20 protein-coding genes are annotated in these 25,942 nt (G+C 35.3%); 6 read left to right on the top strand and 14 right to left on the bottom strand.

Annotated features, from left to right (window positions below; translation table 11 throughout):
• The 7 genes from T367_RS0115635 to T367_RS0115665 form a co-directional block, all read right to left on the bottom strand.
• Complete coding sequence (locus T367_RS0115635) at positions 1–1,041, bottom strand: vWA domain-containing protein (RefSeq protein WP_072032215.1); 1,041 nt, start codon at positions 1,039–1,041, stop codon at positions 1–3.
• Positions 1,034–1,969, bottom strand: a complete 936-nt coding sequence (locus tag T367_RS22725) for a hypothetical protein (protein WP_035845262.1) — start codon at positions 1,967–1,969, stop codon at positions 1,034–1,036. The genes T367_RS0115635 and T367_RS22725 overlap by 8 nt, the downstream gene beginning before the upstream one ends.
• Positions 1,966–2,832, bottom strand: a complete 867-nt coding sequence (locus T367_RS0115645; protein WP_027420690.1) for a DUF58 domain-containing protein — start codon at positions 2,830–2,832, stop codon at positions 1,966–1,968. Before T367_RS0115645 ends, T367_RS22725 begins: the two co-directional genes overlap by 4 nt.
• 37 nt (positions 2,833–2,869) lie before the next feature.
• A complete protein-coding gene (locus T367_RS0115650; RefSeq protein WP_027420691.1) occupies positions 2,870–3,886 on the bottom strand; it encodes an AAA family ATPase in 1,017 nt (338 codons plus the stop codon).
• A 226-nt stretch (positions 3,887–4,112) separates the two neighbouring features.
• Positions 4,113–5,537, bottom strand: coding sequence for an L-serine ammonia-lyase (locus T367_RS0115655; RefSeq protein WP_027420692.1), 1,425 nt, complete (start codon positions 5,535–5,537; stop codon positions 4,113–4,115).
• A 97-nt stretch (positions 5,538–5,634) separates the two neighbouring features.
• The gene (gene murQ / locus T367_RS0115660) at positions 5,635–6,459 is read right to left on the bottom strand and encodes an N-acetylmuramic acid 6-phosphate etherase (protein ID WP_027420693.1); all 825 of its coding nucleotides are present in this window, start codon (positions 6,457–6,459) and stop codon (positions 5,635–5,637) included.
• 9 nt (positions 6,460–6,468) lie between these two features.
• Entirely contained in the window at positions 6,469–7,599 is a 1,131-nt protein-coding gene (locus T367_RS0115665) for an NAD(P)/FAD-dependent oxidoreductase (RefSeq protein WP_027420694.1), read from the bottom strand.
• A gap of 167 nt (positions 7,600–7,766) precedes the next feature.
• On the opposite strand from T367_RS0115665, the gene T367_RS0115670 reads away from it, so the two are divergent.
• The 5 genes from T367_RS0115670 to T367_RS0115695 all read left to right on the top strand — a co-directional run bounded on the left by T367_RS0115670 (position 7,767) and on the right by T367_RS0115695 (position 16,717).
• On the top strand, positions 7,767–12,980 hold the full coding sequence (locus T367_RS0115670; protein WP_027420695.1) for a tetratricopeptide repeat protein: 5,214 nt from the start codon (positions 7,767–7,769) through the stop codon (positions 12,978–12,980).
• A gap of 31 nt (positions 12,981–13,011) precedes the next feature.
• Positions 13,012–14,097, top strand: a complete 1,086-nt coding sequence (locus T367_RS0115675) for an FAD:protein FMN transferase (RefSeq protein ID WP_027420696.1) — start codon at positions 13,012–13,014, stop codon at positions 14,095–14,097.
• Between the two features lie 39 nt (positions 14,098–14,136).
• Positions 14,137–14,748: a DEAD/DEAH box helicase gene (locus tag T367_RS0115680; protein ID WP_027420697.1), complete on the top strand. Its 612-nt coding sequence runs from the start codon at positions 14,137–14,139 to the stop codon at positions 14,746–14,748.
• A gap of 14 nt (positions 14,749–14,762) precedes the next feature.
• Positions 14,763–15,689 carry a citrulline utilization hydrolase CtlX gene (gene ctlX, locus T367_RS0115685; protein WP_027420698.1) on the top strand — a complete coding sequence of 309 codons (927 nt, stop codon included), beginning with the start codon at positions 14,763–14,765 and terminating at the stop codon, positions 15,687–15,689.
• A 362-nt stretch (positions 15,690–16,051) separates the two neighbouring features.
• A complete protein-coding gene (locus T367_RS0115695) occupies positions 16,052–16,717 on the top strand; it encodes a hypothetical protein (protein ID WP_157454270.1) in 666 nt (221 codons plus the stop codon).
• 30 nt (positions 16,718–16,747) lie between these two features.
• On the opposite strand, the gene T367_RS0115700 is transcribed toward T367_RS0115695, so the two are convergent.
• From T367_RS0115700 to T367_RS0115725, 6 genes are all read right to left on the bottom strand, one after another.
• The gene (locus T367_RS0115700) at positions 16,748–17,464 is read right to left on the bottom strand and encodes a hypothetical protein (protein ID WP_027420700.1); all 717 of its coding nucleotides are present in this window, start codon (positions 17,462–17,464) and stop codon (positions 16,748–16,750) included.
• Between the two features lie 126 nt (positions 17,465–17,590).
• Positions 17,591–19,597, bottom strand: coding sequence for an autotransporter outer membrane beta-barrel domain-containing protein (locus T367_RS24150; protein WP_027420701.1), 2,007 nt, complete (start codon positions 19,595–19,597; stop codon positions 17,591–17,593).
• Position 19,598: 1 nt separating this feature from the next.
• Complete coding sequence (locus T367_RS0115710; RefSeq protein ID WP_027420702.1) at positions 19,599–20,066, bottom strand: T9SS type A sorting domain-containing protein; 468 nt, start codon at positions 20,064–20,066, stop codon at positions 19,599–19,601.
• Positions 20,067–20,219: 153 nt separating this feature from the next.
• Positions 20,220–21,140, bottom strand: a complete 921-nt coding sequence (locus T367_RS0115715) for a transporter family protein (protein ID WP_027420703.1) — start codon at positions 21,138–21,140, stop codon at positions 20,220–20,222.
• Between the two features lie 66 nt (positions 21,141–21,206).
• A complete protein-coding gene (locus T367_RS0115720) occupies positions 21,207–21,944 on the bottom strand; it encodes an MbnP family protein (protein ID WP_027420704.1) in 738 nt (245 codons plus the stop codon).
• Between the two features lie 81 nt (positions 21,945–22,025).
• A complete protein-coding gene (locus T367_RS0115725; RefSeq protein WP_027420705.1) occupies positions 22,026–22,418 on the bottom strand; it encodes a DUF4625 domain-containing protein in 393 nt (130 codons plus the stop codon).
• A gap of 759 nt (positions 22,419–23,177) precedes the next feature.
• On the opposite strand from T367_RS0115725, the gene T367_RS0115730 reads away from it, so the two are divergent.
• Positions 23,178–24,794, top strand: a complete 1,617-nt coding sequence (locus T367_RS0115730) for an OmpA family protein (RefSeq protein ID WP_027420706.1) — start codon at positions 23,178–23,180, stop codon at positions 24,792–24,794.
• 94 nt (positions 24,795–24,888) lie between these two features.
• On the opposite strand, the gene T367_RS0115735 is transcribed toward T367_RS0115730, so the two are convergent.
• Positions 24,889–25,464: a hypothetical protein gene (locus tag T367_RS0115735; RefSeq protein ID WP_027420707.1), complete on the bottom strand. Its 576-nt coding sequence runs from the start codon at positions 25,462–25,464 to the stop codon at positions 24,889–24,891.
• Positions 25,465–25,942 lie beyond the last annotated feature (478 nt).

Raw genomic sequence — 25,942 nt, forward strand, 5'->3', positions numbered from 1 at the left:
TTAAGGAATGCTTTTTAAAAGTGTATAGTTCATTAATGTTGACAATAATAGTGCGGCGATTGCCCAAAATAGTATGGCATAATATTTTTCAGGTGGATCAGTTTTAAATTCTAAAACTTTCACTTTTGATTTTTCTAATTGATCAATCTCATTATAAATTTCAAGTAATTCATCTTGGTTTTTTGCTCTAAAATAGCGCGTTCCTGTTAGTTCAGCGATTTCCATTAGTAGATCCTCATCTATTTCAACTGGCATATTCTGCATCACAACTCCAAATGGTGATTGAACAGGGAAGGGCGCCAATCCTTCTTTTCCGACACCAATTGTATAAACACGAATGCCGTATTCTTTGGCAATTTGAGCAGCAGTGATTGGATCGATGTCACCAACATTGTTAACCCCATCTGTCAATAGAATGATAACCTTACTTTTTGCCGTACTCGTTTCAAGACGATTGATTGCTGTAACCAAACCTAAACCAATGGCTGTTCCTGGTGCAACTTCACCCGACTCAATTGTATTAAACGCATCTACAAGTATGCGGTGATCGTTCGTTAATGGAACTTTGGTATAAGCCTCGCCCTCGTATAAAACTAAACCAATTCTATCTGTTGGTCGTTCACGAATAAAGTCGAGTGCCACACGTTTCGAAGCCTCTAAACGGTTTGGTTTAAAATCTTGCGCTAACATACTACCCGAAACATCTAAGGCCAGAACAATATCAATGCCTTCTATATTCTTTTTTTTGTACGATTCAATATCATTCACATCATGCGGACGAGCAAGCGCTATAATGATAAAGGCAATGGCGAATAAAACTAGAAAAAAGTTTAAATGTCTAAGAAGTTGAACCCAATTGAATTGATTCGTTTCGAATCCATCGAGTGTCGAAATGTTAATGTTTTTAAAATTCTTACGACTATTTTCTCGATATAAATACCAGAAAACAAGCAAAGGGATGATCAATAATAACCAAAGGAAATTCTTGTAGACATACTCATAGTCGAAAAGGGCGATATCAAACAAATCTATATCAGTCATTTTTCTCTACTGTTTTAGTTCGTTCAACAAAATCTATTGATTTGTTCAAATAGGCAAATGCTTCATCATCACTTGGGTTGAATTTCGCAAACTTTACCATATCTGCTTCTCTTAATATTTTACGTAAATAATATTTATCATCTTCACTGATATTCGCCAATTTTAAGTCCGTTATTATTTCACGCGTTGTTTTTTCCATTGCGTGAATATCGAATCTGTTTTCGAGGTATAAACGAACAGTATCGGTTAATTCAGAATAGTATTTCTTTTTTTCAGAAGTTTTCCAAGCTTCTTTATCTTTTAATTCGAGTAAAGCTTTTAAAGCTAGAATATGTGCTGGAATCACTTCCTCAATATAAACGATTTCTTTTTCAGGTTGACGTTTCTTGAAGTATAGGTATAGTAATATGATAGCAAGGATTAAAAGTGGGATAACAATCCAATACCAATACGTGACGATCCAATCTTTTGCTTGCTCCTCTAACGGGTAATCAATGCCATAAATAGGTTTAATGTCGTAAATTGCTTTTGCTGTATCTAATTCAACCGTCTCAACCAATAAGTTTAGCGTATCAGTCATGTATAACGAATCACCCAATCTGATTTCAAGTGGTAGGATTTGAAAATTACCAGGCTCAAAAGCTGTAATCAATAAAGCTTGTTGTCGGACGTAAATTTCTCTTATAGAATCGATGAGTGTTGCTTGATCTACCGTTTTTTTGACGATTTCAATATTATCTGTTAATTGCTCGTCAAATTCGGGCCAAATCACCATCGCTTTATGACTCGTGTCTGGATAAACGAATTGAATTTTTAAAACCGTTTGTTCTCCTATTCGAATATGATTTGTGTCCAAAGTTATATTCGCAACCTGAGCGGATGCGAACAAACTAAAACTTAATAATATGATTAGACCGAATTTTTTCACCCTCTTCGTTTAAATAAAGTCATCAATGGTTTTATATAGCCTTCATTGGTATCAATCTCTGCAAAATCAGTTTTTGATTTTCTGAATATGTCACGCAATTTGGCATTTTGCTCTTCTCTTTTTGTTTTATAGTTTTCTCTTACACGTTTCGAAGAAGTATTGATCCATTTCGATTCTCCTGTTTCCAAATCTTTAAATTTTGCAATACCTATTTTAGGTAATTCAGATTCGGCTTTATCGTTGACTTTTAAGGCAACAAGATCGTGTTTTCTTGAAGCTATTTTTAATGCATCAGTGAAGTCATTGTCCATAAAATCACTCAAAACAAAGGCAATACTTTTCTTTTTAACAACTTGGGTAAAATATTTTAATGCACCTGCAATATCCGTTGAGGTTCCTGTAGGTTCGAAATCAATTAATTCTCGAATGATGCGTAAGATATGCGACTTCCCTTTTTTAGGTGGAATGAATTTTTCAATTTTATCTGAAAAAAGTAAGAGACCAATTTGGTCATTATTAGAAACGGCTGAAAAAGCTAAAACGGCACAAAGTTCTGTTATTGTTTCTCTTTTTAGTTGGTTTCTTGTTCCAAAACCACCAGATGCGGAAATGTCAACAATCAGCATAACGGTTAATTGTCGTTCTTCTTCAAAAACTTTAACAAAAGGCTCATTAAATCGTGCAGTAACGTTCCAATCAATCGTTCGAATTTCATCACCGATGGCATATTCACGCACTTCGCTAAAGGCCATACCTCTTCCTTTGAATGCCGAATGGTATTCACCCGAAAATATTTGAGAAGAAAGCCGTTTGGTCTTAATCTCAATTTTTCGCACCTTTTTTATTAGTTCTTTAACTTCCAAATTTTAAAATATAAATGAATGGATAGTAATTAAGGATCTATGGTACTTCAACAAAATCCATTATTTTTTTAACGATATCAGCCTGAGAAATATCCTCCGCTTCAGCTTCGTACGTCAGGCCAATTCTATGACGAAGTACATCAGGACAAATAGCACGCACATCTTCAGGGATTACAAATCCACGTTTATTGATAAAGGCGTATGCTTTTGCAGCCAATGCTAAATTTATTGAGGCTCTTGGTGATGCTCCGAATGAAATTAGGTGTTCTAGATCTTTCAATCCATATTCCGCCGGATTTCTCGTCGCAAATACCAAATCTATTATGTATTGCTCAATTTTTTCATCTAAATAGATTTCCTTCACCAATTCTTTCGCTCTTAATATCTGCTCAACCGATACAACAGGTTTAACTTTCGGGAATCCTGCGCTTGAAATATTGTGGCGAACGATTAATTTTTCTTCTTCCTTAGTTGGGTAATCTAAATATACCTTCAGCATAAATCGATCGACTTGCGCTTCAGGTAAAGTATAAGTTCCTTCTTGTTCAACCGGGTTTTGAGTCGCTAAAACTAAAAATGGTTTCGGCAATTCGTAAGTTGTTTGACCAAGTGTTACATTTCTTTCTTGCATCGCTTCTAACAAAGCACTTTGTACTTTTGCAGGAGCTCTATTGATCTCATCAGCCAATAAAAAATTAGCGAATACTGGACCTTTTTTAACAGAGAACTCTTCTGTTTTCTGATTGTAAATCATCGTTCCAACAATATCAGCTGGTAACAAATCTGGAGTAAATTGAACTCTGTTGAATTTACCCCCAATAGTGTCAGACAAAGTTTTAATAGCTAATGTTTTGGCCAAACCAGGAACGCCTTCCAATAAAACGTGTCCATTTGCTAATAAACCAATCATCAAGCGATCAATCATATATCTCTGACCGATGATTACTTTATTAATTTCAAAGTTCATTAAATCCAAGAAACTACTTTCTTGTTGGATTTTTTGGTTGATCTCCTCAATTGACAGACTAGTAGTTTTTTCAGTTAATTCTTCCATAATGTTAAATAGCAATTCATTTACAGTGTAAAGTTAGCCACAGTACTATGCTCAATCGTTTGATGGCCTGTTAAAAAATGTTAAGGTTTAAGAACAACGGTGCATTTGCTGTAACAAACTGTCGTTTATAAAGTCGTTTGTAAATCACTTGGCAAACAGGTTGTTAAAGCTTGTTAAATTGATTCGTATTTATATTGAATTTGAGAAGTGAAAAATGTTAGATATGTTAACAATCGGCCATTGCAACATCAATCGCTAATCCACCTTTTGAGGTCTCTTTATAATTGGTATGCATGTCTTTTGCAGTTTCCCACATGGTGTTTACAACTTTGTCCAAAGGAACTTTTACATCGGCCGGATCAGTGTCTAATGCTAATTCAGCAGCGTTAATTGCTTTAATCGCTCCCATTGCATTTCGTTCAATACACGGTATTTGTACCAAACCTCCAATAGGGTCGCAAGTCAACCCTAAATGATGTTCCATTGCTATTTCTGCAGCAATCATTGCCTGTTCGGGTGTTCCTCCCAAAAGTTCGGTTAAAGCGGCTGCAGCCATTGCCGAAGAAACACCTATTTCAGCTTGGCAGCCACCCATCGCAGCAGATATCGTTGCTCCTTTTTTAAAGATACTTCCAATTTCACCTGCTACCAGTAAGAATTTTTTAATCTCTTCATCACCGGCGTTATGATTTTCGATTACAAGATAATACATCAGTACTGCTGGTATTACACCTGCGCTTCCGTTTGTTGGTGCTGTAACGACACGACCTAGTGCCGCATTTACTTCGTTAACAGCCAGAGCAAAACAGCTCACCCATTTTAATATTTGTCTGAATTTTACTTCAGTGCTTCTTATAGCGGTAATCCACGATTTTGGGTCGTTATAATTAGCATCCCCTATTAGGTTTTTATGTGAATTAAATGCACGTCTTTTAACATTTAATCCACCTGGTAGTATACCGTCAGTATGGCATCCTGTATACATACATTCTAGCATTGTATCCCAAACGCGCATCAATTCACTGTTGATCTCTTTTTCTGAACGCAGTACTTTTTCGTTCTCCAACACTATTTGAGAAATAGTCATGTTTTGAGATAGACAATAATTACCCAATTCCTTCGCTAAACGAATAGGGTATGGGTAGGTTTTATCTTGAATTTTTTCAATAGCGTGGGCATCATTTTTTTCTTGAACAATAAAGCCTCCGCCAATTGAATAATAAATTTCGGAAATTCTTTCTCCATTTTCTAAATCCGCTGAAAATCGAATGCCATTAGAGTGAAATGGTAGGAAGTTTTCGTTAAAAACAATATGTGTTGCAGGATTGAAAGGTAATAATCGTTCGTTTCCTAATTTTATGGTTTGATTTTGCTTAATGTCAGCAATAATCGTTTCTATATTTTCAATCGGAATATATTCTGGGTCTTGCCCACTTAAACCTAACATTACAGCTAAATCGGTAGCGTGCCCTTTACCAGTTAATGACAAAGATCCATAAAGGTCGATACGCAGAAGTGAGACTTGATCAAAAAGATTTTTCTCCTTTAAATCAACTATCCAAGCTTCGGCTGCTCGCCATGGTCCCAAGGTGTGCGAACTTGAAGGTCCGACACCAATTTTTAACATGTCAAAAACACTGATGTATTCCATATTCGTACTTAAATTTTATAACGTCCAAAATTACACTTCTTTTCAAAGTTTTTGCACTTTTGATAAAGATAATTTGGAATTGAACTAGTGTGTTAAATTAGTCTTTATTTTGTTGATAGGCATCAACTGCATTTCTAACGCTTCCGTGAGTTTTTAATAGTTGATTGGCTTCATCATATTCGATAGCCAATATTTGCATTACCATTTTGGTGCCACGATCGACTAATTTATTGTTGCTCAATTGCATATCAACCATTTTATTTCCCTTGACACGGCCAAGGCCAATCATGAGAGCTGTTGAAATCATATTTAAGACTAGTTTTTGAGCTGTACCCGATTTCATTCGTGTGCTACCCGTTACGAATTCCGGTCCTACAACTGGACAAATGATATGTTGTGCAACTTCAGCTAAAGGGCTTTGAGCATTAGATGTAATACCAGCCGTTAATACTCCCGCAGCGTTTGCTGATTTGAGTGCTCCCAATACGTATGGTGTACTTCCCGATGCCGCAATGCCAACAACCGTGTCATTTGTATTGATTTGATAGGTTTGTAAATCTTTCCATCCTTGTTCTGTATCATCCTCGGCAAATTCAACTGCTTTTCTAATGGCAGAATCTCCCCCAGCAATAATCCCAATAACAAGTCCATGTTCTACACCAAATGTTGGAGGACATTCAGATGCATCTACAATACCTAATCGGCCACTTGTTCCTGCGCCAATATAAAATAGTCTACCGCCTTTTTTCATTCGTTCTAATGCCGATTTTACGAATGATTCGATCGCTGGAATGATCAATTCAATTGCATCAGGTACTTTTTTATCTTCAGCATTCATCGCTACGAGCAATTCACGCATTGATTTCTGTTCTAAATTATCGTGTAGTGAACTTTGTTCTGTTGTTCTATTGTCTTTTGTCATTGTCTTTTATTAATTCGACATTAATTCTGCCAATTCTTTACCTACTAAACTACCAATCGCAACACCCATTCCGCCTAGTCTAACCCCGCAATAAATATGGTCGTCAACTTTTTGAATGATGGGAGCTTTTTTCTGACCAACTCCCATTATTCCTGCCCACGAATCAGTGATTTGAAATGAAGTATTCGGTAGAATATGAGTTGCCAATATTGATCCTAATTCGGTTTGTATTTTATTATTTAAGCTAATTTCATTTGTTTGCTCGACTGCAATATCTAGATTCCTTCCGCCCCCAAATAAAACACGATTCCCTATATTTCTAAAATAGTAATACCCTTCGTCAAAATGAAAAGTGCCTTTAATTTTTAAGTTGGGAATAGGTGCTGTAACAAGTACTTGTGCACGAGCAGGAGTAAGATCAATATCTGGAAGAAACTGCGAAGCGAATCCATTGACACAAATGGCAAGATTTTGAAATGCAATAGGTCCATAATTGGTGATTACATTTTGTTGATTGATCCCTTGAACATTGATTCCGTAAAGGGTGCTTATTCCATTTTTAACAGCCTTTAAATGGAGTTCGCGCATCATTTTTGCAGGATTTAATTGCCCTTCTACTGACTGTTCGATTGCGTGCTGAAAACCTTGGTATCCAAAATCATTTATCGCGTTGTCATTCGATTTGAAAGTTTGTGAAATTCCAGTGATGTCGCCAATTCGTTGATTCAAGTCATCAAGCTGCGCTATGCAATTCGAATAATTTTGTTGGTCTTTTTTACGGAACAACTCAAAAGAACCCAAATGTTGATAATCTATTTGGTTTTTTCCTAAAAGTTCGAATAGGTTATTGAGTCCTTTCCATCTTTTTTCGATGGTTTCATAAACCAAAGATTCGTCTGTATGTTTTAAATCACTTAAAATTTCAGATGGACTACCGATACAAGCAAAACCCGCATTCTTAGAACTGGCGCCTGTTGGTAAATATCCTCTCTCTAAAACTGTTACTTTTTTGGTAGGATTACGTTCTTTAAGGTAGATGGCAGTAGATAAGCCGACAATACCAGCTCCGACCACCAAAAAATCGGTATGGTTTATGTAGGATTCTTTTTCCCAGAAACTAAGCTGATCAAACTGTAACATATGCGAAAAAAATAAGGAATGCTCCTATTTTTTTTAGATATTTGTAGAAGCAGTTAATTGGCTAAAATTATTGAATTGTAGGACAAGGAACGAATTTTATGTTTTAAGTTGCAAACAAATCAATGTTAAATCGAACCTTTTTAAGGTTTTACGGTATATAATTGAGAATGAAAAAATTTTTACTTGGTATATTTTTAATGCTTGGAGCTTTAGCCTTTGGTCAGAGTCCAATTATTAATTTGGATGTCATATTGCGAGATGATGATACAGGCAAGAAATTAGCAGGTGCAAAAGTTGAGGTATTGCAGGATGGCAAACCTTTCGCTAATGGTACAGCAGCATCAAATGGTAAAGTTCCAATGATCGATTTACCAATCGGTCATACCTATACAGTTTATATTAAAAAGGATGGCTATGTTACCAAGATGACAAAAGTCGAGGCCTACTTCGATTACCCAGAAGATCTGCAACCTTTTACATTGTTAACATTTGAAACTTCGATTTTTAAGTCTGTTGAAGGAATTGATTTTAAGTTTCTAGAAACGACACCAATGGCGGAATTTGCCATGGATGCGGAAGGATTTATTGGCTATGATAAAGTCAAGGTGAAGGAAATGTTGGCTAAGATTGAAAAGCTCAAGAAGCAAATGGCTGAAAAGCAAGAAGAGTTGGCGAAAGAAGAGGAAGCGGCAGCGCAAAGGGAAGCTGATTTTCTTGAATATGTTAAAGCCGGTGACTTAGCGGTTTCAAAAGAAGAATTTGACAAAGGAATTGGACAGTATGAGTTAGCGTTGGCGATCAAAACGGATAATCAAGAAGTAAAAGATAAGATTGCTGCAGCGAAGAAGAAATTAGAAGATCTAAAAAATTCGGCTGAAAAAGATAAGCTATTTGGTGAGAAAATGACTGCTGCTAAGTCGGCTTATAGTGCGAATAAATTAGAAGAGGCATTGAGTCTTTACAAAGAAGCTTCAGGAATAAAGCCAGATGAAAAGCAACCGAAAGATCTAATCAAAGAAATAGAGGATTTATTGGCGGAACAAAAGGCAACAAAAGAAGCTTTTGAAAAGTTAGTAGCTGAAGGTGATGCTGCTGTTGGAGCAAAGAAATTCGATGATGCAATAGCAAAATACAAAGCTGCAATTAAGATTAAAGCTGATCCTGCGGTCGATAAGAAAATAACGGATGCAGAAGCTGCAAAAGCAGCGCAAGAGGTTGCCAATGCCAATTCAAAGAAAGTTGATAAAGAGTATAATGATATTTTAGCTAAGGCTAGGGGAGCTTTAGATTCGGAGAATTATGAAGAGGCAAAAACAAATTATGAAGCTGCTTTAAAATTAAAGCCGGGCGAACCTATTCCGACAATTGAATTAGAGGATGTCAATAAGATTTTAGCAAAATTAGCTGCTGAAAATGCAGAAAAAGAGAAGTTGGAAGCTGAGTATAAAAAGTTGATTGACGAAGGAGCAGCCTTTGTAAAGAACAACGAATTTGAAGCAGCAATTGAATCTTACAAAGCGGCGTTGGGTGTAAAAGAAAATGACCAACATGCTCTAGACCAATTGGATTTAATCAATAAAGCAAAACTTGATTATGAAGCGAATGCAAAAATTAATGCAGAATATAAAGCTGCGATAGAAGAAGGTGCGAAATTTGCGGAGTTAAAAGAATATCAAGAAGCAATAAACGCATATACTAAGGCTAGTGATATTAAGCCAAAAGAAGATGAGCCAAAAGAAAAAATCAAGCAACTTGAAAAATTATTAGAAGGAGCAGAAAAGGAAGCAGAAAACGAGAAAAAGTATCTCGAATTTATGGAAGCGGGAAATTCGGCCTTGAGTGTTGAAGCGTACAGTGATGCAATAGATAAGTTTACAAAAGCATTAGAAGTTCGACCTGGTGATGAGGTAGCGCAAAAAGAAATTGATACGATCAATAAATTATTGGTGGAGAAGAAAAAATTAGCGGAAGAACAAGAGAAATTTGACGGATTTGTAGCACTTGGAGCTGAAGCATTTAATGCCAAGAATCTTGATGCAGCAAAATTGAATTATAATAAGGCATTAGAAGTAAGAGAAGATGCGGAGGTTAAAGCCAAAGTAGAGGAGATTGAGAAACTAATTGCTGAGAGTCAAAATGAAGCAGAGCAACAAGCAAAATATGATGCAGCTATTAAGGCGGCAGAAGAGTTTTTCACAGCAAATGATTATACGCCAGCGTTAGAAAATTTTGAAGCAGCAAAAAGTATTAAGTCAACACCGGAAGTTGATAAAAGAATTGAAGAAACAAAACGTTTACTGCTTGAGGCAAAAGAAAAAGCCGCTGCAGATTCTGAATACACTGCGATATTAGATTCGGCCAAAGAACAATTGGCAGCAAAAGCGTATCAAAAAGCGTTAGAAACATATAGAGAAGCTTATAAACTAAGACCAGAGCCTGCTGTTAAAGATGAAATAGACAAAATTCAATTAATTCTTGAGGATGAAGAGAAAAACGCGGAAAAGAATGCTGCTTACGAAGCTAAAATAGTGGAAGCAGATCTGAAGTTTAATGATGGGAATTTAGAAAAAGCGAAAGCTTTATATGCAGAGGCTATTGAAATTAATAATACTAAGCCTTATCCGAGTGATCAGATTGTGAAAATTGATAAACTGATGCAGGATGAGACAAGCGCAGAAGAAGAAAAGAAATATCAGAAAATTATAGCCAAGGCTGATGGCCTTCGCGATGACGAGAAGTGGGACGATGCAATCTCTTATTATGAGCGAGCTTTGAGTTTTAGAAGTGAAGATCCATATCCGAAAGATGAAATAGAAAAAATTAATACACTCAAAAAAGATTTGGCTGATGCAGAAGCTAAAGCTGCTAAATTAGAGGAGGATTACGAAGCATTTATTCGTGATGGAGATGCTGCTTATGATACTGAAAGTTGGTCGAGTGCAGCAGAAAAGTACAAGGCTGCATTAGAATTAAAACCTGGAGAGGAGCATCCAACAGAGCGACTTGAAGAATTAAGTGGCAAGCTAAGTGAAGCTGAAAAATTAGAAAAATTAGAGGCTGAGTATAAAGCGATAATAGAAAAAGCAGATACAGCGTTTGAGACACAGCAATATGTCGAATCGATCAATCTTTACAACCAATCGTTCATGTTGAAAAAGGATGAAGCTTATCCAACTTCTCAAATTGAAAAAGCTGAAAATTTATTAAAATTAATGAATGAGAACGATGCTGACGCGGCCTATAATAAATTATTATCAGATGGAGAAGCAAAGTTTAAAGCGAACGAATTTGAAGCAGCATTGGCACTGTTTACCCAAGCGAATACTGAAAAACCAGAAGATCCTCTTCCTGAAAGACGTATAAATGAAATTAATCAGGCGATTGAAAAAGCAGCTAAAGATGCTTTGGTGAGAGTTGAATTTGAAGCATTAAAAGTGGAGGCAGATAATTTATTCGAACAAAGTGAATGGGCAAAAGCAAAAGAAAAATATGTGCGCGCGTACAATTTGATAAACGAAGAATATGTTGAAAAGCAAATAAAAATTTGTGACGAATCCATGCAAAATGTAACCATGGTTGAAGAGGATGCGCAATATGCTAATATATTAAATGCAGCCAATAGTAAATTTACTGCGCAGGATTATATCAAAGCGAAAGAACTATACAATCGTGCATTAAGTTTCAAACCAGGGGATCAATTTCCAAAAGATCAACTAAAGTTAATAGAGCAATTATTAAATCCAACTGCTGTCGCATCTTCTCCTCAATTGAAGAATTATGGCAAGGCTAATAGACAAACCAATGCTGTAGATATAGGGGCTTTACTTGCAGATGCTGAAGAGCAACGAAAATTCAACTTGACACAAAAAGTCGAGCAACAAAGACTTGAGGCATCAGAGGCAGAAGGAATAGATGCGGTTAGACAACGGGATGATAATTTTACCACTCGAAAAAAAGCGATTGAAATTGAGGACAATATTATTACTTCAGATGATGCGGCAACGATAAAAATTGAAGAAGCAAGTGATGCAGTTGAAGTTGCACTATTCGAAAGCTCAATTGTACAACGTGAAAGAACAACGGATAATGAAAATGCTATTCAAAGACAAAATCAAGTTGTAACCAATCTGAAAATTGCAATTGATGAAAAAAGTGAAAATAGCGATTTACCTAGGGAAGAGTATTTAGCGAATGTTGAACGCATTCATGTTGAATTGATTAATGAAACAAAATCTGCATCAAATAATCAAACCAATGAAGTGATGGAACAAAAGATAATTATTGAAAAGGAAGATATTGAGCGTGAAAACACCTTTGTTAATGCAGATTTGGAACGGAAGAATACAGAGTTAAAAGTTGAAAATTATAATGTTGATTTGATTAATACTAGTAATCAATTACTCTGGAATCAAGAGGATGAAATATTAAAAATAAAAGAGACTAAAGAAGATGACTATACTAAAATTATTAATTTAGAAAAGGCTAGAGATAAAGAAAGAATAGACAATGTAGAACTTGTTGATGAAATTGGGGTTGATATGGACAAGACCCAAAGAAATTCGAATGATGATCATTATGAAGTGTCTATTGAACAGAAAAAGTATTCGGAAAGGATAGCTGATGAAATGATTATAGAGAATCAGCTAAACGATATTCCAAGAGAGCAAATGGAAGATCTTGTTGAAAAGCAATCATTGAAAAATGAGTACAAAACAATCAACTTAGGTTTAGATCAAGAAAACGAGTCGTATAATACTGAAAAAAGTTTAGAAGATCTTGCAGTAACTGTTGCTGATCGTGAAAAAGCTGAGCAAAAAAGAAGAGAGGGTTACGAGCAAACTGTCGATGCCATCAAAGAAAACGAAAGAGATTACCAAAGGGATAAAATTGCAGATGGATATGACGATAGTCATTCAACCAAGGATTATATTGATGGCGTAGAGGATAAGAGTATTTCTATAAATAATTCCGCTGACAAAAAAGCAATTGAAAATGTGGACGACACACAGGATAAATTGGAGGAAATGAATGATGAAAATAGAGATTTAAAAGAGTCGAATGATAATACTGTTGAGGAGACTGAAAAGTATTTAGAATCACTTAGAGATATAGATGTTAAAAAGATTGATAGTGCCATGAAGAATGAATTAGGCAATCAATTTCCAGAAGGTGTGACAGAAGAAATTTTTACGACAAATGACGAAGATGGTTTGATCAATTCATATATAATTAGACGAGTAGTGGTAAGGAATGGCGAAGGGAATGTCTATGAAAAAATTCAAACCAAATACGGTACTTCTTCATATACTGTGAACGGAGTTGGAATCGCCGAATATCAATGGCAAGATGAAACTGAAGCTGCAGACTTGATTCGCAACTAAAATCAAGTTACCTTTGTTCCCAAATTCTTACATGAAAAAGTTTAAATTTTTATTCGCATTAATTATTTCATTGGGATTGATCTCCTGCGATAATTCAGAAAAACCTGCTGCACCAGCTAAGGAATCAGGGAAAATAGAATTTTTCGGGAATACACAAGGAACTACTTTTACGGTGATTTGTAATGACCCCATTCAATTAACCAGAGAAGAGATTGTAAGCGAATTGGCAGCCTTTGATGATGCATTGAGTGGATACATACCCAATTCTATTGTTTCTTTACTGAATACAGCGGGTAAAGGCATATATAACTATACCGATAGAAGAGGTTTTTTTGATACCTGTTATAATCTTTCCCAAAAAGTTTATGCGATAACAGATGGCGCATTCGATCCAACGGTTTATCCTTTGGTTGATGGCTGGGGATTTTTAAGAGATAATCATAATGTACCAGATTCAGCTGTGGTGGATGAATTAATTAAATTACTTGGGTTTACTGACGGGAAACATTTTAAAAAAATGGAATCAACAGCCGACTCAATGGGGGTTAAAACCAATCATATTTTAAAATTAACAGACAAAGCGAAATTAGATTTTAATGCGATTGCACAAGGTTATTCAGTTGATGTAATTGCTGACTTTTTGGAAGATAAGGGAGCGCAGAACTATTTTGTTGAAATTGGTGGAGAGATTAGAGTGAAAGGTGTAAATGCAGATAGCGTTCTATGGAGAATAGGTATAGATAAACCAGTTGAACATTCGACAAGTGATAACAGATCTATTCAAGATATTATACAGTTGGAAAATAGAAGTATTGCGACTTCTGGATCATACAGAAAGTTTTATGAGAAAGATGGTGTGAAATATTCGCATACACTCGACCCTAAAACTGGTTACCCTGTTCAACATAATTTACTAAGTGCAACGGTTGTTACTGAAACTTGTGCGATGGCGGATGCTTTGGCTACAGCTTTTATGGTAATGGGCACAGAGAAAGCAATAGAATTTATCCGTATTCACCCTGAATTAAACATTGAGGCATACTTTATATACGTAAATAATAAAGGCCGCAATGAAGTTTATTACACAAAGAATTTTAGAGATAAGGTTATTAGTTAATGACGATTAATTACTGCAAATAAAAGAAGGAGCATTTAAATGACATTTAAAAAACTAAATCCGAAGTTGGTAGAAATATTAGCTAAGCAAGGTGTTGAAGCACCAAACGAATTTCAAGATAAGGTGATACCCGTGATTAAGGGAGGGAAAAATTTGTATGCTATCACTGCAGACGGAGGCGGTAAAACAACAGCTTTAATTATTGGCGTTTTACAACGTTTAAAATGCGCTCCTTTTGGTGATAACCCAAGGGCGTTGATTTTTGTAAAAAACAAAGAGGCTTGTGAGAAATTATATGCTGAATTTGAAAAATATATTAAACGAACAGAGATTCGAGTTGCAATGGTTTATGAAGAACGTATTATCAATCATCAGAAAGATGAAATTTATGCGGGCTGTGATATTGTGATTGCAACACCTAAGCGATTGAGCAAACTTTATTTTTTAAATGGTATTAATTTGACGCAATTAATGATGATAATTGTTGAAGATGCTGATTTTTTAAAACAAGGTAGTTTTCATACTGATATTGATCGAATAACAGAAAGTGTTGAACGCAGCCAACGCATCATATTTGCATCAGAAAAAGATGACAGATTAGATCGTTTGGACGATTTGTTTATGAGTCGTGCTGAGGTAGTTTCTGTTTAAAAACGCTAATAGTAATGATACATTCTACGGATCGTATACTGATGGTTCGGCCCGAGAACTTCGGGTTTAATTCTGAAACGGCCTTTTCTAACGCTTTTCAGTTTTCTGTAGATTTGGATGCTATTCAGATTAAAAATAAGGTCCTTCAAGAATTTGATCGGGCAGTTAGGTTATTGCGTGATTGTGAGATTGATGTCACTGTGATAAATGATACGAAAACCCCCGTTAAACCAGATGCAATTTTCCCAAATAATTGGATCTCAATGCATGAGAACGGTCAAATAACACTGTATCCAATGTCTGCTATGAATAGGCGATTAGAACGCCGAGAGGACATTGTTAATGAGTTGTCTAATAAATTCGAGGTAAAGAAAGTTATAGATTATTCTTTTAATGAAGAAGAAGATAGGATAGTAGAAGGAACGGGGAGTATTATTTTTGATCATAAAGCGCGTTGCGCGTATGCTTGTTTGTCTTCACGAACGAATCAGTCATTGTTTCAGAAAATAGCCAAAGATTTAAATTATAAAGCTTTTTATTTTAATGCAATTGATGCGTCGGGTAAAGCGATTTACCATACCAATGTTATGATGAGCATTGGTAGTGAATATGCTATGATTTGTTTAGAAAGTATTCGGGATTTACAGGAACGCGAATTGATTTTAAAGGCTTTAGAAAATTCGGGAAAAGCGATTGTTGATTTAAGTCTTGACCAAATCAAATTATTTGCAGGAAATACTATTGAATTAGCTCCAAAAGATGGTAGAAAAATATTGGTTTTATCTGCTTCGGCTCATCAATCCCTACGATCGGATCAAATATCAGTATTAGAGGGGTTTGTAGCGCTCGTTCCAATCCCAATTCCAACAATTGAAAAAATAGGTGGTGGAAGTATTAGATGTATGATTGCTGAAATATTTCTACCAGCTAGGAACTTGTAAAACAATCAGTTTGCATAGGATTATTCGCGTTAATAATTTGGGTGTTAATTCGAATTTTACTACATTACCTTTAGGTTAATAATTTACATATGAATTGGTTAATAATTACTGGCGTTTTATTTGCTGCAATTGGCGGAGCTTTGCTTTATCTAGGTGTGAATAAACTGAAGGATTAGTTTAATTTTTTACCACCAGGGATTGGCGTGATAGCTTGCCGAATTTTAATTGGTTAAGGCATGGTTTTTAAGCAGTGACAACAGGAACTGATTATAATGCTTTTGGCTTACAAATTAAAAGAGGTAACTAAAGCAGAAAGCCCGCAGGTGGCCAAGTAAAATTCGTTGAAATAATATAATTTTTAAATGAGAAAAGTACTGTTGTGCTTCGCTGTAATTTTGATGTTTGCATGCTCTAAAGAAAAGAGCAAAGGTTGGATTGTAATTGATTTGGACGTTGTAAGCGGCAGAACCGGTTTGGCCGTTAATTTAGAATCTTTAATTTTAGAATATAGTGAAAAAGGTAGCTCAAGTGAGGCGGTGAAAAAGGAATTAGCAATTGAAATGGGGACAATTGAAGGAGAATTATATGCAGAGGTGCCTGTTTTTAAAAAAGATGACGATTTTGTTTTGAAATATAAATCAGACACCTACTATATGCCTTTTGACGCGGATGAAAACACTTATATTGGGTATCATAAATTAGAAAAAACGGAATTAAATCAATTGACGATTATTCTTGATCCGATTACTTTTTCGACTGAATTGACTTTGAATAATATTACTTGTATTGACGAAACTGATTCGATGTGGATTGCATTGTATGAAAAAGGTGACTGGTCGACAGAAACACTTTATACAGGTTGTATAGAAGAGGTATTGTATAAGATTAATGCGGATACACGGATTTTAACGGACGGGAATGAATTTAAGGTAAATATTCGAACGAAAAAAGGTGGTGTTGAAGATAGTTATGTGGTGAACCACGTTTTGCTGCCTGAAATTGTAAATGAATTGAGGTTAGATTATTAAACATTATCTCACCTCAATTCATTTGATATTTTATTTGTTTCTTACGGGCAACATAAAGCGTACTCCTCCGCCAAATTGTTGATGTGCATCGAATACTGTTGGGACCGTTGAAAATTCATTTAAAGGATCTTTTTTATTCGTTTCGTCAATTAGAATTGGAATACCAAAATTACCCGCGGCATAAAGATTAAGCATAAAATATTTATTGAGTGGTACATCTAACGAGATGCCTACACGCAGTGATGGGGTTATAAAATGCCTTGTAGTGGTGCCTTGATTCATTGCTAAGCCTTCAGAGATTAATTCGTATTCTGGCGGAATTGCTTGCCAAATACCATCAATTAGTTCATGCGTTGTATTGTAATTAGAAAAATAAGCCTTTTGATAAGATATATTCAGATCGCCCATGAGTGAAAACATAGATTTTCCTAATTTTTTTTCGCCTCCAACACGCAATCCACCTATTTGTGTTTTTTCTCCAAAACGGCGCTCTACAATTAGTGAGTCACTCGCTGAAATAATATTGACTTTGTAATCAGGAAAAGCTCTTATGTTCTCACCGATTGAAGCACCTAATTTGAATTTGTACTTATCGTTAAGTGGTATTCGGTATTCAAAGCTCGCGGTAATCTCACTTGTAGCAAATGGGGAGATAATAATACCGATATCTGATCGATTTTGAGCGTGTAATGTATGGCCTGCTGCGATCATGGCAAAACCAAAACACAATAAATTTATAACTTTCATAACCAACGATTTATATTTTTGTTGTAGAACGTTTAAATTCTGGTTTTGTTGTATAAGTTAAATAAATTTTGAGCAAAAAAAAGGTGAACCGATTAAAGTTCACCTGTTGATTTACAAAATTAAAAATTAAGGAGTTACGATAAGCTTTTCTTCTTTACCGGGCGCAGCCATACTTTTTAATTCAATTGCAGCCTTATGTACTGAATTCTCTTCAGGTTGATTGTATAATTCAGGGTGTAAGTACGTTCCTTTTTCCGCTTTTGGCTCTTCAGGATCAACGCGATTGGCATTCGACCAATTGTCATTTCTAACCCCTGTCACTTGCCAAGAGACTTCTACATTTGATTCGTCTGTTTGAATGATAAATGTATTGCCAGAAATCCTTTCTTTCACAATGGCTTGCGCAAATGTTCCGATGACTGTTAATTGGTATCTAAAATCTTTATTTGCAGCGTCAAAATATGTAGGTAATTCGACCGTAGCATATCCTTCAGCATCTGTTTTAATATTACCATTATAGATGTTCATCATTTCTGGAGATTCAACAAAAGAATGGACTAAATATTTGTTAGCAGGATCGAGTGGATGATCGATTTTAAAAGTACCACCACCTTTAGATAGGGTCCCCGTAATATTTAAGTCTCCATCAATTGTAACATTACCGTCAAAATAACCAGCAGTATTTACATCTCCACCAATAGCAACGCCGTATATACCGTAATTATTTGTGCCAGCGCCCTCTGCAGAGCCCCAAGTCCCGATATTAAAAGTACCAGTTCCAGCAGTGTAGCCATTTACACCTACGTTAATTAATGTAGAGCCTGAAGCGTGTCCTTCAGTACCAAAATTTCTATTATCGTGTATTCCATTAGCTGAACCATATATGCCCGTATTTCTATCGATACCCGAACCATCTGTTGCGCCTCTAATTCCCATATTGGTAGACTCAGAGTTTTGGGCAAATCCGTATGCACCATAATTTGAACTTCCTGCTCCACCAGCACCATTGCTAAAACCTATTGTCCCCATATTAGTCGTTCCTGTTCCAACAGTCAGCCCTTGAACGGCTCTATTTGTTACAGAACTACCTGATGCAGCACTTCGAACGCCAATATTAAAATTGTCACTCGTACTAATCGCATTTGCTTGAACGGCGAAAGATTCTGAACTTATGTCTGAAGAAATTTCGAAATAAGCAGCAGCTTTGCTTATTACACCTTCCGAATTTTCAGCAATAACGCGTTGTGCATATATATTATCATCATTTAATAATTCTTCAACATGTAACTTGCTTAAAGGTGCATCTGTTCCTATACCAACGTTTCCCTCATTAGGGTTATAGATATTGTCTTCGTCAACGGTCCAATCACCATCAGATAAATCGACCAAAGCAATTGAATGAACTGTTTCATTTTCCGTTATTTCTAAACTCCCTTCATTGATTTCGAATAAAGAGATTAATTCATTTGTTGCATCTGCATCTGGGTCATCAATTAAACTACTTAAGTCAGTCGATACCGTTCCTCCAGCATCCGTTAAGATTAAGTCCGTTCCTGATAATTCTATACCTTCGTTTAATTCGTTTGCAGGATCTGCATCTGCATCGTCAATTAAATTGCTGAGGTCGGCTGTTATGGTTCCTCCGGCATCAGTTATACTTAAATCCGTACCAGATAAAACGGCGCCTTCGTTCAATTCGTTGGTCATATCAGCATCAGCATCGTCAACGTTTTCAGTGTATTTCGAATACATTGCATAGGGAACAGAAAGCAATTCGCTTGTTCCCATTGTTTCGTATGCAGCACCACCAGTTTCATCTAGGGCGATTTCCATAAAATAAGGACCATCTCCCCAAGGAATAGTACTGAAATCACCTGAAACAACCGTTCCATTCCCGATATTTAAACTCACCAAACCAAAAGGATTGGTCTCATCGGTAAAAGTTTCTTGGTAAACAATTGTGCCATCGGGCGAACCTTGATGTAATGTGATTTCAAAACCAACGGCTTGTTCGGTTAGTATTATACTTGAAGCGTCTCTAACAACGGCTTGATATTTAAATCCATTTGGTGCTTGCGCAAAGGCAAATTGTATGGCTAAAAATGTTGCGACTGTGAATATTAATTTTTTCATTTTATTGTTTAATTAATTTGAATACTTGTGATTGATTCGATTGCGTTTTTGAGGTCAGTGTGATAAAATAGATGCCATCAGCAATGCTGCTCACATCTATATTTTGACTTTTTTGACTGATTTCGCCATTTTGCACAATTTGACCAATACTATTGCTCAACGCATAGGTTAAATTGGTTTCATCCGTTTCAATCGTCAAATAATCGATAGTTGGATTAGGGTATAATTGAATTGATGAAAAATAAAGCACATCGTCAATTCCTGTAAAGTAAAAGCTGGTTTGTTGTTGACCTTGTGTCAATTGATTCGCACCTTCAGTAAAGGTTGCTGTGATTAGTTCTCCCATTGTCCAACTTAATGAAGCATTCTCGCCTTCAAAATATTCACCAGCGGTGGTGACGACTTGTTGCGCCTTTGCTCCGTGACCGATGAGTAATACGACACTGAGGTAAAATATTAATCGTTTCATAATAAAGTGTTTGTTTAAGCACAATATTATAGAGACGAGTTTATTAATAGCTCACTGTTTACAGGGAGTTTCGTATCGTTGATTATCGTTAATAAAAAACGCCAATGCTACATTTCTGTACCATTGGCGTTATGTATAAGGTGTATAGAAAAACTACTTATCCTTACCTAGCGTATAAATTAAATCTAAAGTGAATCTAGGTTTAGAATTTATTGTTGTTAATTGATCGGTTTTAAATTTTTGATAGATTGGCAATTGACATAAAACGCCAACTCTAAACTTCTTGATATAGACTTGTGCACCCAGATTTCCAAACAAACCAAAACCACCAGTATTAAAAACATTTTTGTTATTTTCTAAATTGACTGCTGCACGTTCAAAATACCCACCTGTATAAAAAAGGGTTGTGGTTTTAATTCTTTCGAGCATGTAAAAGCCATTTAAAGCACCATTAAATTGATTTCCATATCGGTAATTCGAACGATTCTTCGTATTCATTTTATAAGCAGCTTCTACATTATAACCAAAGCTTTTTTTACGATAAGTATAATTGGCATTGACAAGAAAATCAATACTACCAGTCCCCATTTGGAAGTTAGGGTTAATCAATTCACCGTTGTCTTCTTGGTCGAACTTTCCTAAGGGCGCTTTAACACCGGCTCCTAACACAATTGAATGATTTTCCCATTTGATATTGCCTTTAAAAGGATGGTAAGTAAGGATAATTGTAGGATCACCAATACCACTTGTTGTGACCGTTTGATGAGACCCTTCCATGATATTAATCAAAAAAGGTACTTGGAAGTTTAGTTTAAAATTCTCGCTCAAATTAATTCTACCAACCGCGTCTATTCTTTGGTAAGTATCGTTCGAATATTCGTAACCTTCGTTTGTAGTGTTATGATTAATTGATGCATGGAATTGAGCAAAACTATAACGCAACCCTATATAAGGTGTGTTTTGATTCTGCATGAGTCCCATGCTGAATGCATTCATAGAACAACCACAAACATCACATGCAGATGCAAAGTTTGTTGTAAGTGCTAAAAATGCAACTAATATAAATTGTTTCATTTTCTTATAATTTCAGGAATTATTAATATCCTCTAAAGTGAGTATTAGATGAAGAAACAGTAAGGTTTATTGCGCAGTTAATGCATGTAGGAAATTGTCACTGAAACGTATTGATACTTCAATGTCATCATAATTCCCGTGCCAGTTAGATTCGTTGATAACATCCATTCTACTGCCATCGACATTGAATAACTGTTGTACATCGATATTGAAGTTTTCTGAATAGGATTCTTTCTTGTCAAAACTAAAAGATCTGGTCAATTCGAATTCTCTTAAAGATACTGCATAACCAGTATGGTAGGAGAAAGTGCCATCACTAATTCCATCAGCATCCTCATCATATCTTCCATCTACCATTACAAATCTGTACATACCATTCATGCCCCAATATGTATTTTGAGATGAACTCAACGGATGCTCTTCTTCTGTAAAGCTTGATGGATCTTTTTCGTTTAACTCATTTGGAACACCGATGCCAAATTTCAAAGCTGAATAATCACCTGCTGGAATTTTAATTTCAACACTCGCATGACCAGAAAGGTCAGTTTTTAATAAGGCGATTTCCTCTGCTAATACTTCTTTTCCCTTCTTGTCAATAAAACGAATGTCTGATAAGTAGAACTGTAATAGTTCTAAGCGAATTAATGTACCGTCACCATTTTCGTAACTATCGGCAAACGTATAATTATTGCCGTCTGCTGTGGTTTGAAAATTTAAAGAAACAATTGCTTTTTGAGCATCACTTTTTTTACAAGATGACAGCACTATTGCAAACAAAAAGAAGATATAAATCAAGTTTTTCATACGACAATTTAAATGTGTTTCACTGCGATTAAAAAACCAGAGGTGATTATTTATCACCCCTGGACTGTTTCAATACTTAAGTTATGGCATAAAGTGTAACATGTGACTTGCTGATGTTGTTTTACCTTCAGCATCACTTACTTCAAAATGTAGATAGTAAACCATTCCAACTGAATCTGGCACCATTACATGATCATGAAAATCGTAAGATGTACCTGAAATTGTTCCAGTAAAGTCAATATCGAAATCAGTTGATTTAACACCTAATTGGTTACCTAAATAAACTCTATAAGATTCTAATTCTCTATCATCTTCGAAAGTTGCTTCAATGTGTAATTGATCACCCCACATTAATTCTGTATGATCAGCAGGTTCGTTCACTGTAATTGTAGGTACTTCTTTATCTTTTTTACAAGATGTTAAACCCATTAAACTGATAAATGTAATTGCTGTAATAATATATACTTTATTCATGATAATTTAATTTATAATTGCACTGATTTTTCTTTAAATCAGTGATGTGACTAATTGATTTAATTTGCGAACACGAGCCATTATGCAAATGGTAGGAACGCATTTGTAGGAAGAACCAAGAAGGATCTAACAAAATAAAAATTAGCCGATATAAATTGGTGGAATAAAGAAGTCTGGATGATAAGAATTTTCATCAACAGATTGATAGTTCACGATAAAGTTGTTTTCGCAAGTCATAGGAGAGATGCGTAATGTTTCGAGAATTTCAATACCAAAAAACCAGAAAGAAACCTCTTGTACTGTTTTATCCGAATTATTCGTTTCGGCATCTGTAGTTGTGAGTTGTAACTTTAAATAACATTGACCGTGACAATTAAGCTCTGGTTTAGTCTTGTTTACACAAAATTGAGCTTCAATTTCATTTTGGTTGGCATAAAAGTTAACAACAGTTGCTGTTTGCCATGTTATACCTATGACAAAAGAGAAAACTAATAGAAGTGCAATATGTGCTTTTGCTTTTTTGATAATGTAAAGTTATACAATAAATTTAATATTTGTTTAAGGTAAAAACTGATAATCGTCAATTATTTACAGCTCTATATTGGTTTAAGTAGCCTTCATTAACTTATTATTAGTTTGTGAAGGATTATGTGTCAACCTGTTGTTTAACACGTTAACGTAGAGGAGGAATTCAAACGAAAATTTTCAAAGTTACCTTCAGTCGAATCAAACATTAATTAATACTAACTTCGTTATTGAATGAGAAACTTACTTGTTTTACTTTTTTTTGGTGCATCATTTAACGCATTAACACAAGATACTATTCGTATTTATTTTAAATATGGAAGTGCAAATGTTAATGATATAAATGCGAGTATGCTCAGAACGCTTCATAACGATTATGATTTGCGTGATGTAGAATATGCAGAATTCATTGGCTATGCTGATTCTACCGGTGATTTTACTAAGAACAAATCCTTATCAGAAAAACGCGCAAGAAATGTTTTGAAATATTGTAAGAAGAGTTTTTCATCGGATACAGAAATCAAAATATTGGCAAGGGGTGAGGATGTAAAAATTGATCAAGCAGAGAATAGGCGTGTAGAAATTATTCTGTATTATCCTGCTGAAATTGAGCCACCCAAAAAGGATATCATAGTAAACGTTGATCCGAAGTGTTTTTATATTGATACAGATGCTTTGAAGTATTGTAATGTCAAAGAAATAAAAAAGCGTGGACGTAGATTTATGTATATCGAAGCGTTGCCTGTCGATTTATTCAAGACGCGGCAACATTATTATTCCGCTCGAACGAAGTTAGGAGGGAAGACAACCATTCAACGGGTGCGATGGAAAATGAAAACAACAGGCAAGTTATGGTGGAGAAAAAAAAGGTGGGTAGCAATAATTCCACGAGCAAGTTTTATACAATATCAATTCTTCACGCTTGAAGATGCTCCATGTTCTGGTTGTACAGAAGAGATTTTTACAAAAGACACCATTGTTTTGACCGTTGAAAAATATTTTCCGGATTATTTTTTGATGCAGAATATTCAAGCGAAAGTCCGTTTATTTAATCATCACCAAGTTAAGATTCGTGCACCGAAAGAATATGTTGATTTGAAGGCTGAATATGGGATTCGAGAGGACTATTTTAATGGTAACTATAAGCGTAACCGTTTTTCTCGAATTGATTGGACCACCAAAAAAGGTTTTAGAGGTAGAAAAGAGGATTATTACTTTACAACAGTTAATTTGTATAATAAAGAACTGGATAATATTAAGCAAAAACGAATGACAACCATTTGTTTGAATGCGCCAGTTTGGGATGGTGAAGGATGGTGGAATAATCCAATGAATTGTGGTACGGGGAATTTAAACGGATGGGCTTTAGGTCTTAAAGGGGTTTTTGAACCAGGCGTATTTTATCACAATGATACCTTAACGGGTTATGTTGCCTTGGGGTTAGCGTTTACAAAACGAATTAATTTACAAGTTGTAGCAGGCATCAATACGCATAAAGGGTTTTATAGCGCATTAAGTTTCCGATATCCATTTTTGAACTTCAGGTTAAATGCCTTAAGTCTAAAAAACAAGTGGATCAGTCCAACAATGTTAGCGCCAAGTGTATTTGAAAGTCCTATTATTCATATTTATTCGGGATTGGATGCGAAAACGAGTTATAATAAAAAATACCAATCATTTTTAGAAAGCAATTTACATTTGGGCTTGGCTATAGATAAATCAATTTTTGGGATCTATACTGAGTTCTATTTACAAGGTGGAGCGGCTTTTGATTTCTTGCAAAGGATCAATAACAAAATCTATCCATACGGTCAATTCGGAATACGTTTTTATGCGCGCAGTATAATTTAACAATTCATTGCAGGGGAGGCAAAAAAAAACAATCACCATTAATTGATGATTGTTTTATTAAGACTATTTTATTAAAGTACGCAATAGGCTGATTCTATCCAAAAAGATAGTATAGTCCTACCGAAACTTGATTGTTTTTGTATTTTGTATAAGTGCTTGCAAAACCTGGTGTATTTAAACCTAATGTGAATGCTGCTCTTAAGCCAATTATTTTCTCTTTAATTTCAAATTGTCCACCAAGATCAAATTGCGGGCCTACAGTACTGCCAGAACCATAAGTGCTAGCCATTACTGAAGCCGAAAAACCTACGCCTACAAAAAAGCAGTTTTGTTCAATGTCTCCAAAGTATAATTCTGCTAATAATGGGAATTCTGCTCCTATTGAAGTTCCTTCACTAGCTCCTGATTGTGAGTTTATACTTCCGCTCATACCAATAAAAGGATATGCACTAACTGCAAAATTCATATCTCTATTTATTTCAAAAGCTAAAGTCGCTTTATAAAATAAACCAGGTACAATTACAGGTTCTTTCTCTAAATCATCAAGGGGATTAACTTGTGCTGCGAAAAGGCCAATATTTGCCTGGATACCAAGTGCGTGATAGTAATCTTGTGCTTTTATTAAACCAGTGAATGTTAAGCACAATAGTGCTAGGATAATCTTTTTCATATCTAAAAATTTGTTAGGTTTTAATTCAAATTGTTTGAATTAATTAAGCGCAAATTTAGCATTCATATCGAGTTAAACAAATGAATAGTAATGTAAAGTTGAATGTTTTAAGGTGTTTAGATGGAAGTTTATCGTGTAAAAAAAATATTACACTTTTTTAATTGATTCTTAATTAGTGTTTTATATAGATAGTGAGGTTTACAAGTAGCTATGTTAAGTACTACAATTTGTCCTGGATAATTAGCATTATCGGTATCAAGTAAGGTTGCTTTATGAAAAATAAAGTGATTGTAGATGTTTTGAGAATGAGCAAGCGGTCAAAGAGATAAAATTTATTCTTCATTCTTTTTACGCTTCTTCCATTTCCAATAAATAAGTGAACCTGCTATCACAATGAACAGTGGAATCACTATCAAGGCGATGAACTTAGCTGGATCTGTAAAATCAACGGGTTCATTGTCCAGATCAATTTCTCGTA

This window comes from Crocinitomix catalasitica ATCC 23190, from assembly GCF_000621625.1.
In the GTDB taxonomy this organism is placed as follows: domain Bacteria; phylum Bacteroidota; class Bacteroidia; order Flavobacteriales_D; family Crocinitomicaceae; genus Crocinitomix; species Crocinitomix catalasitica.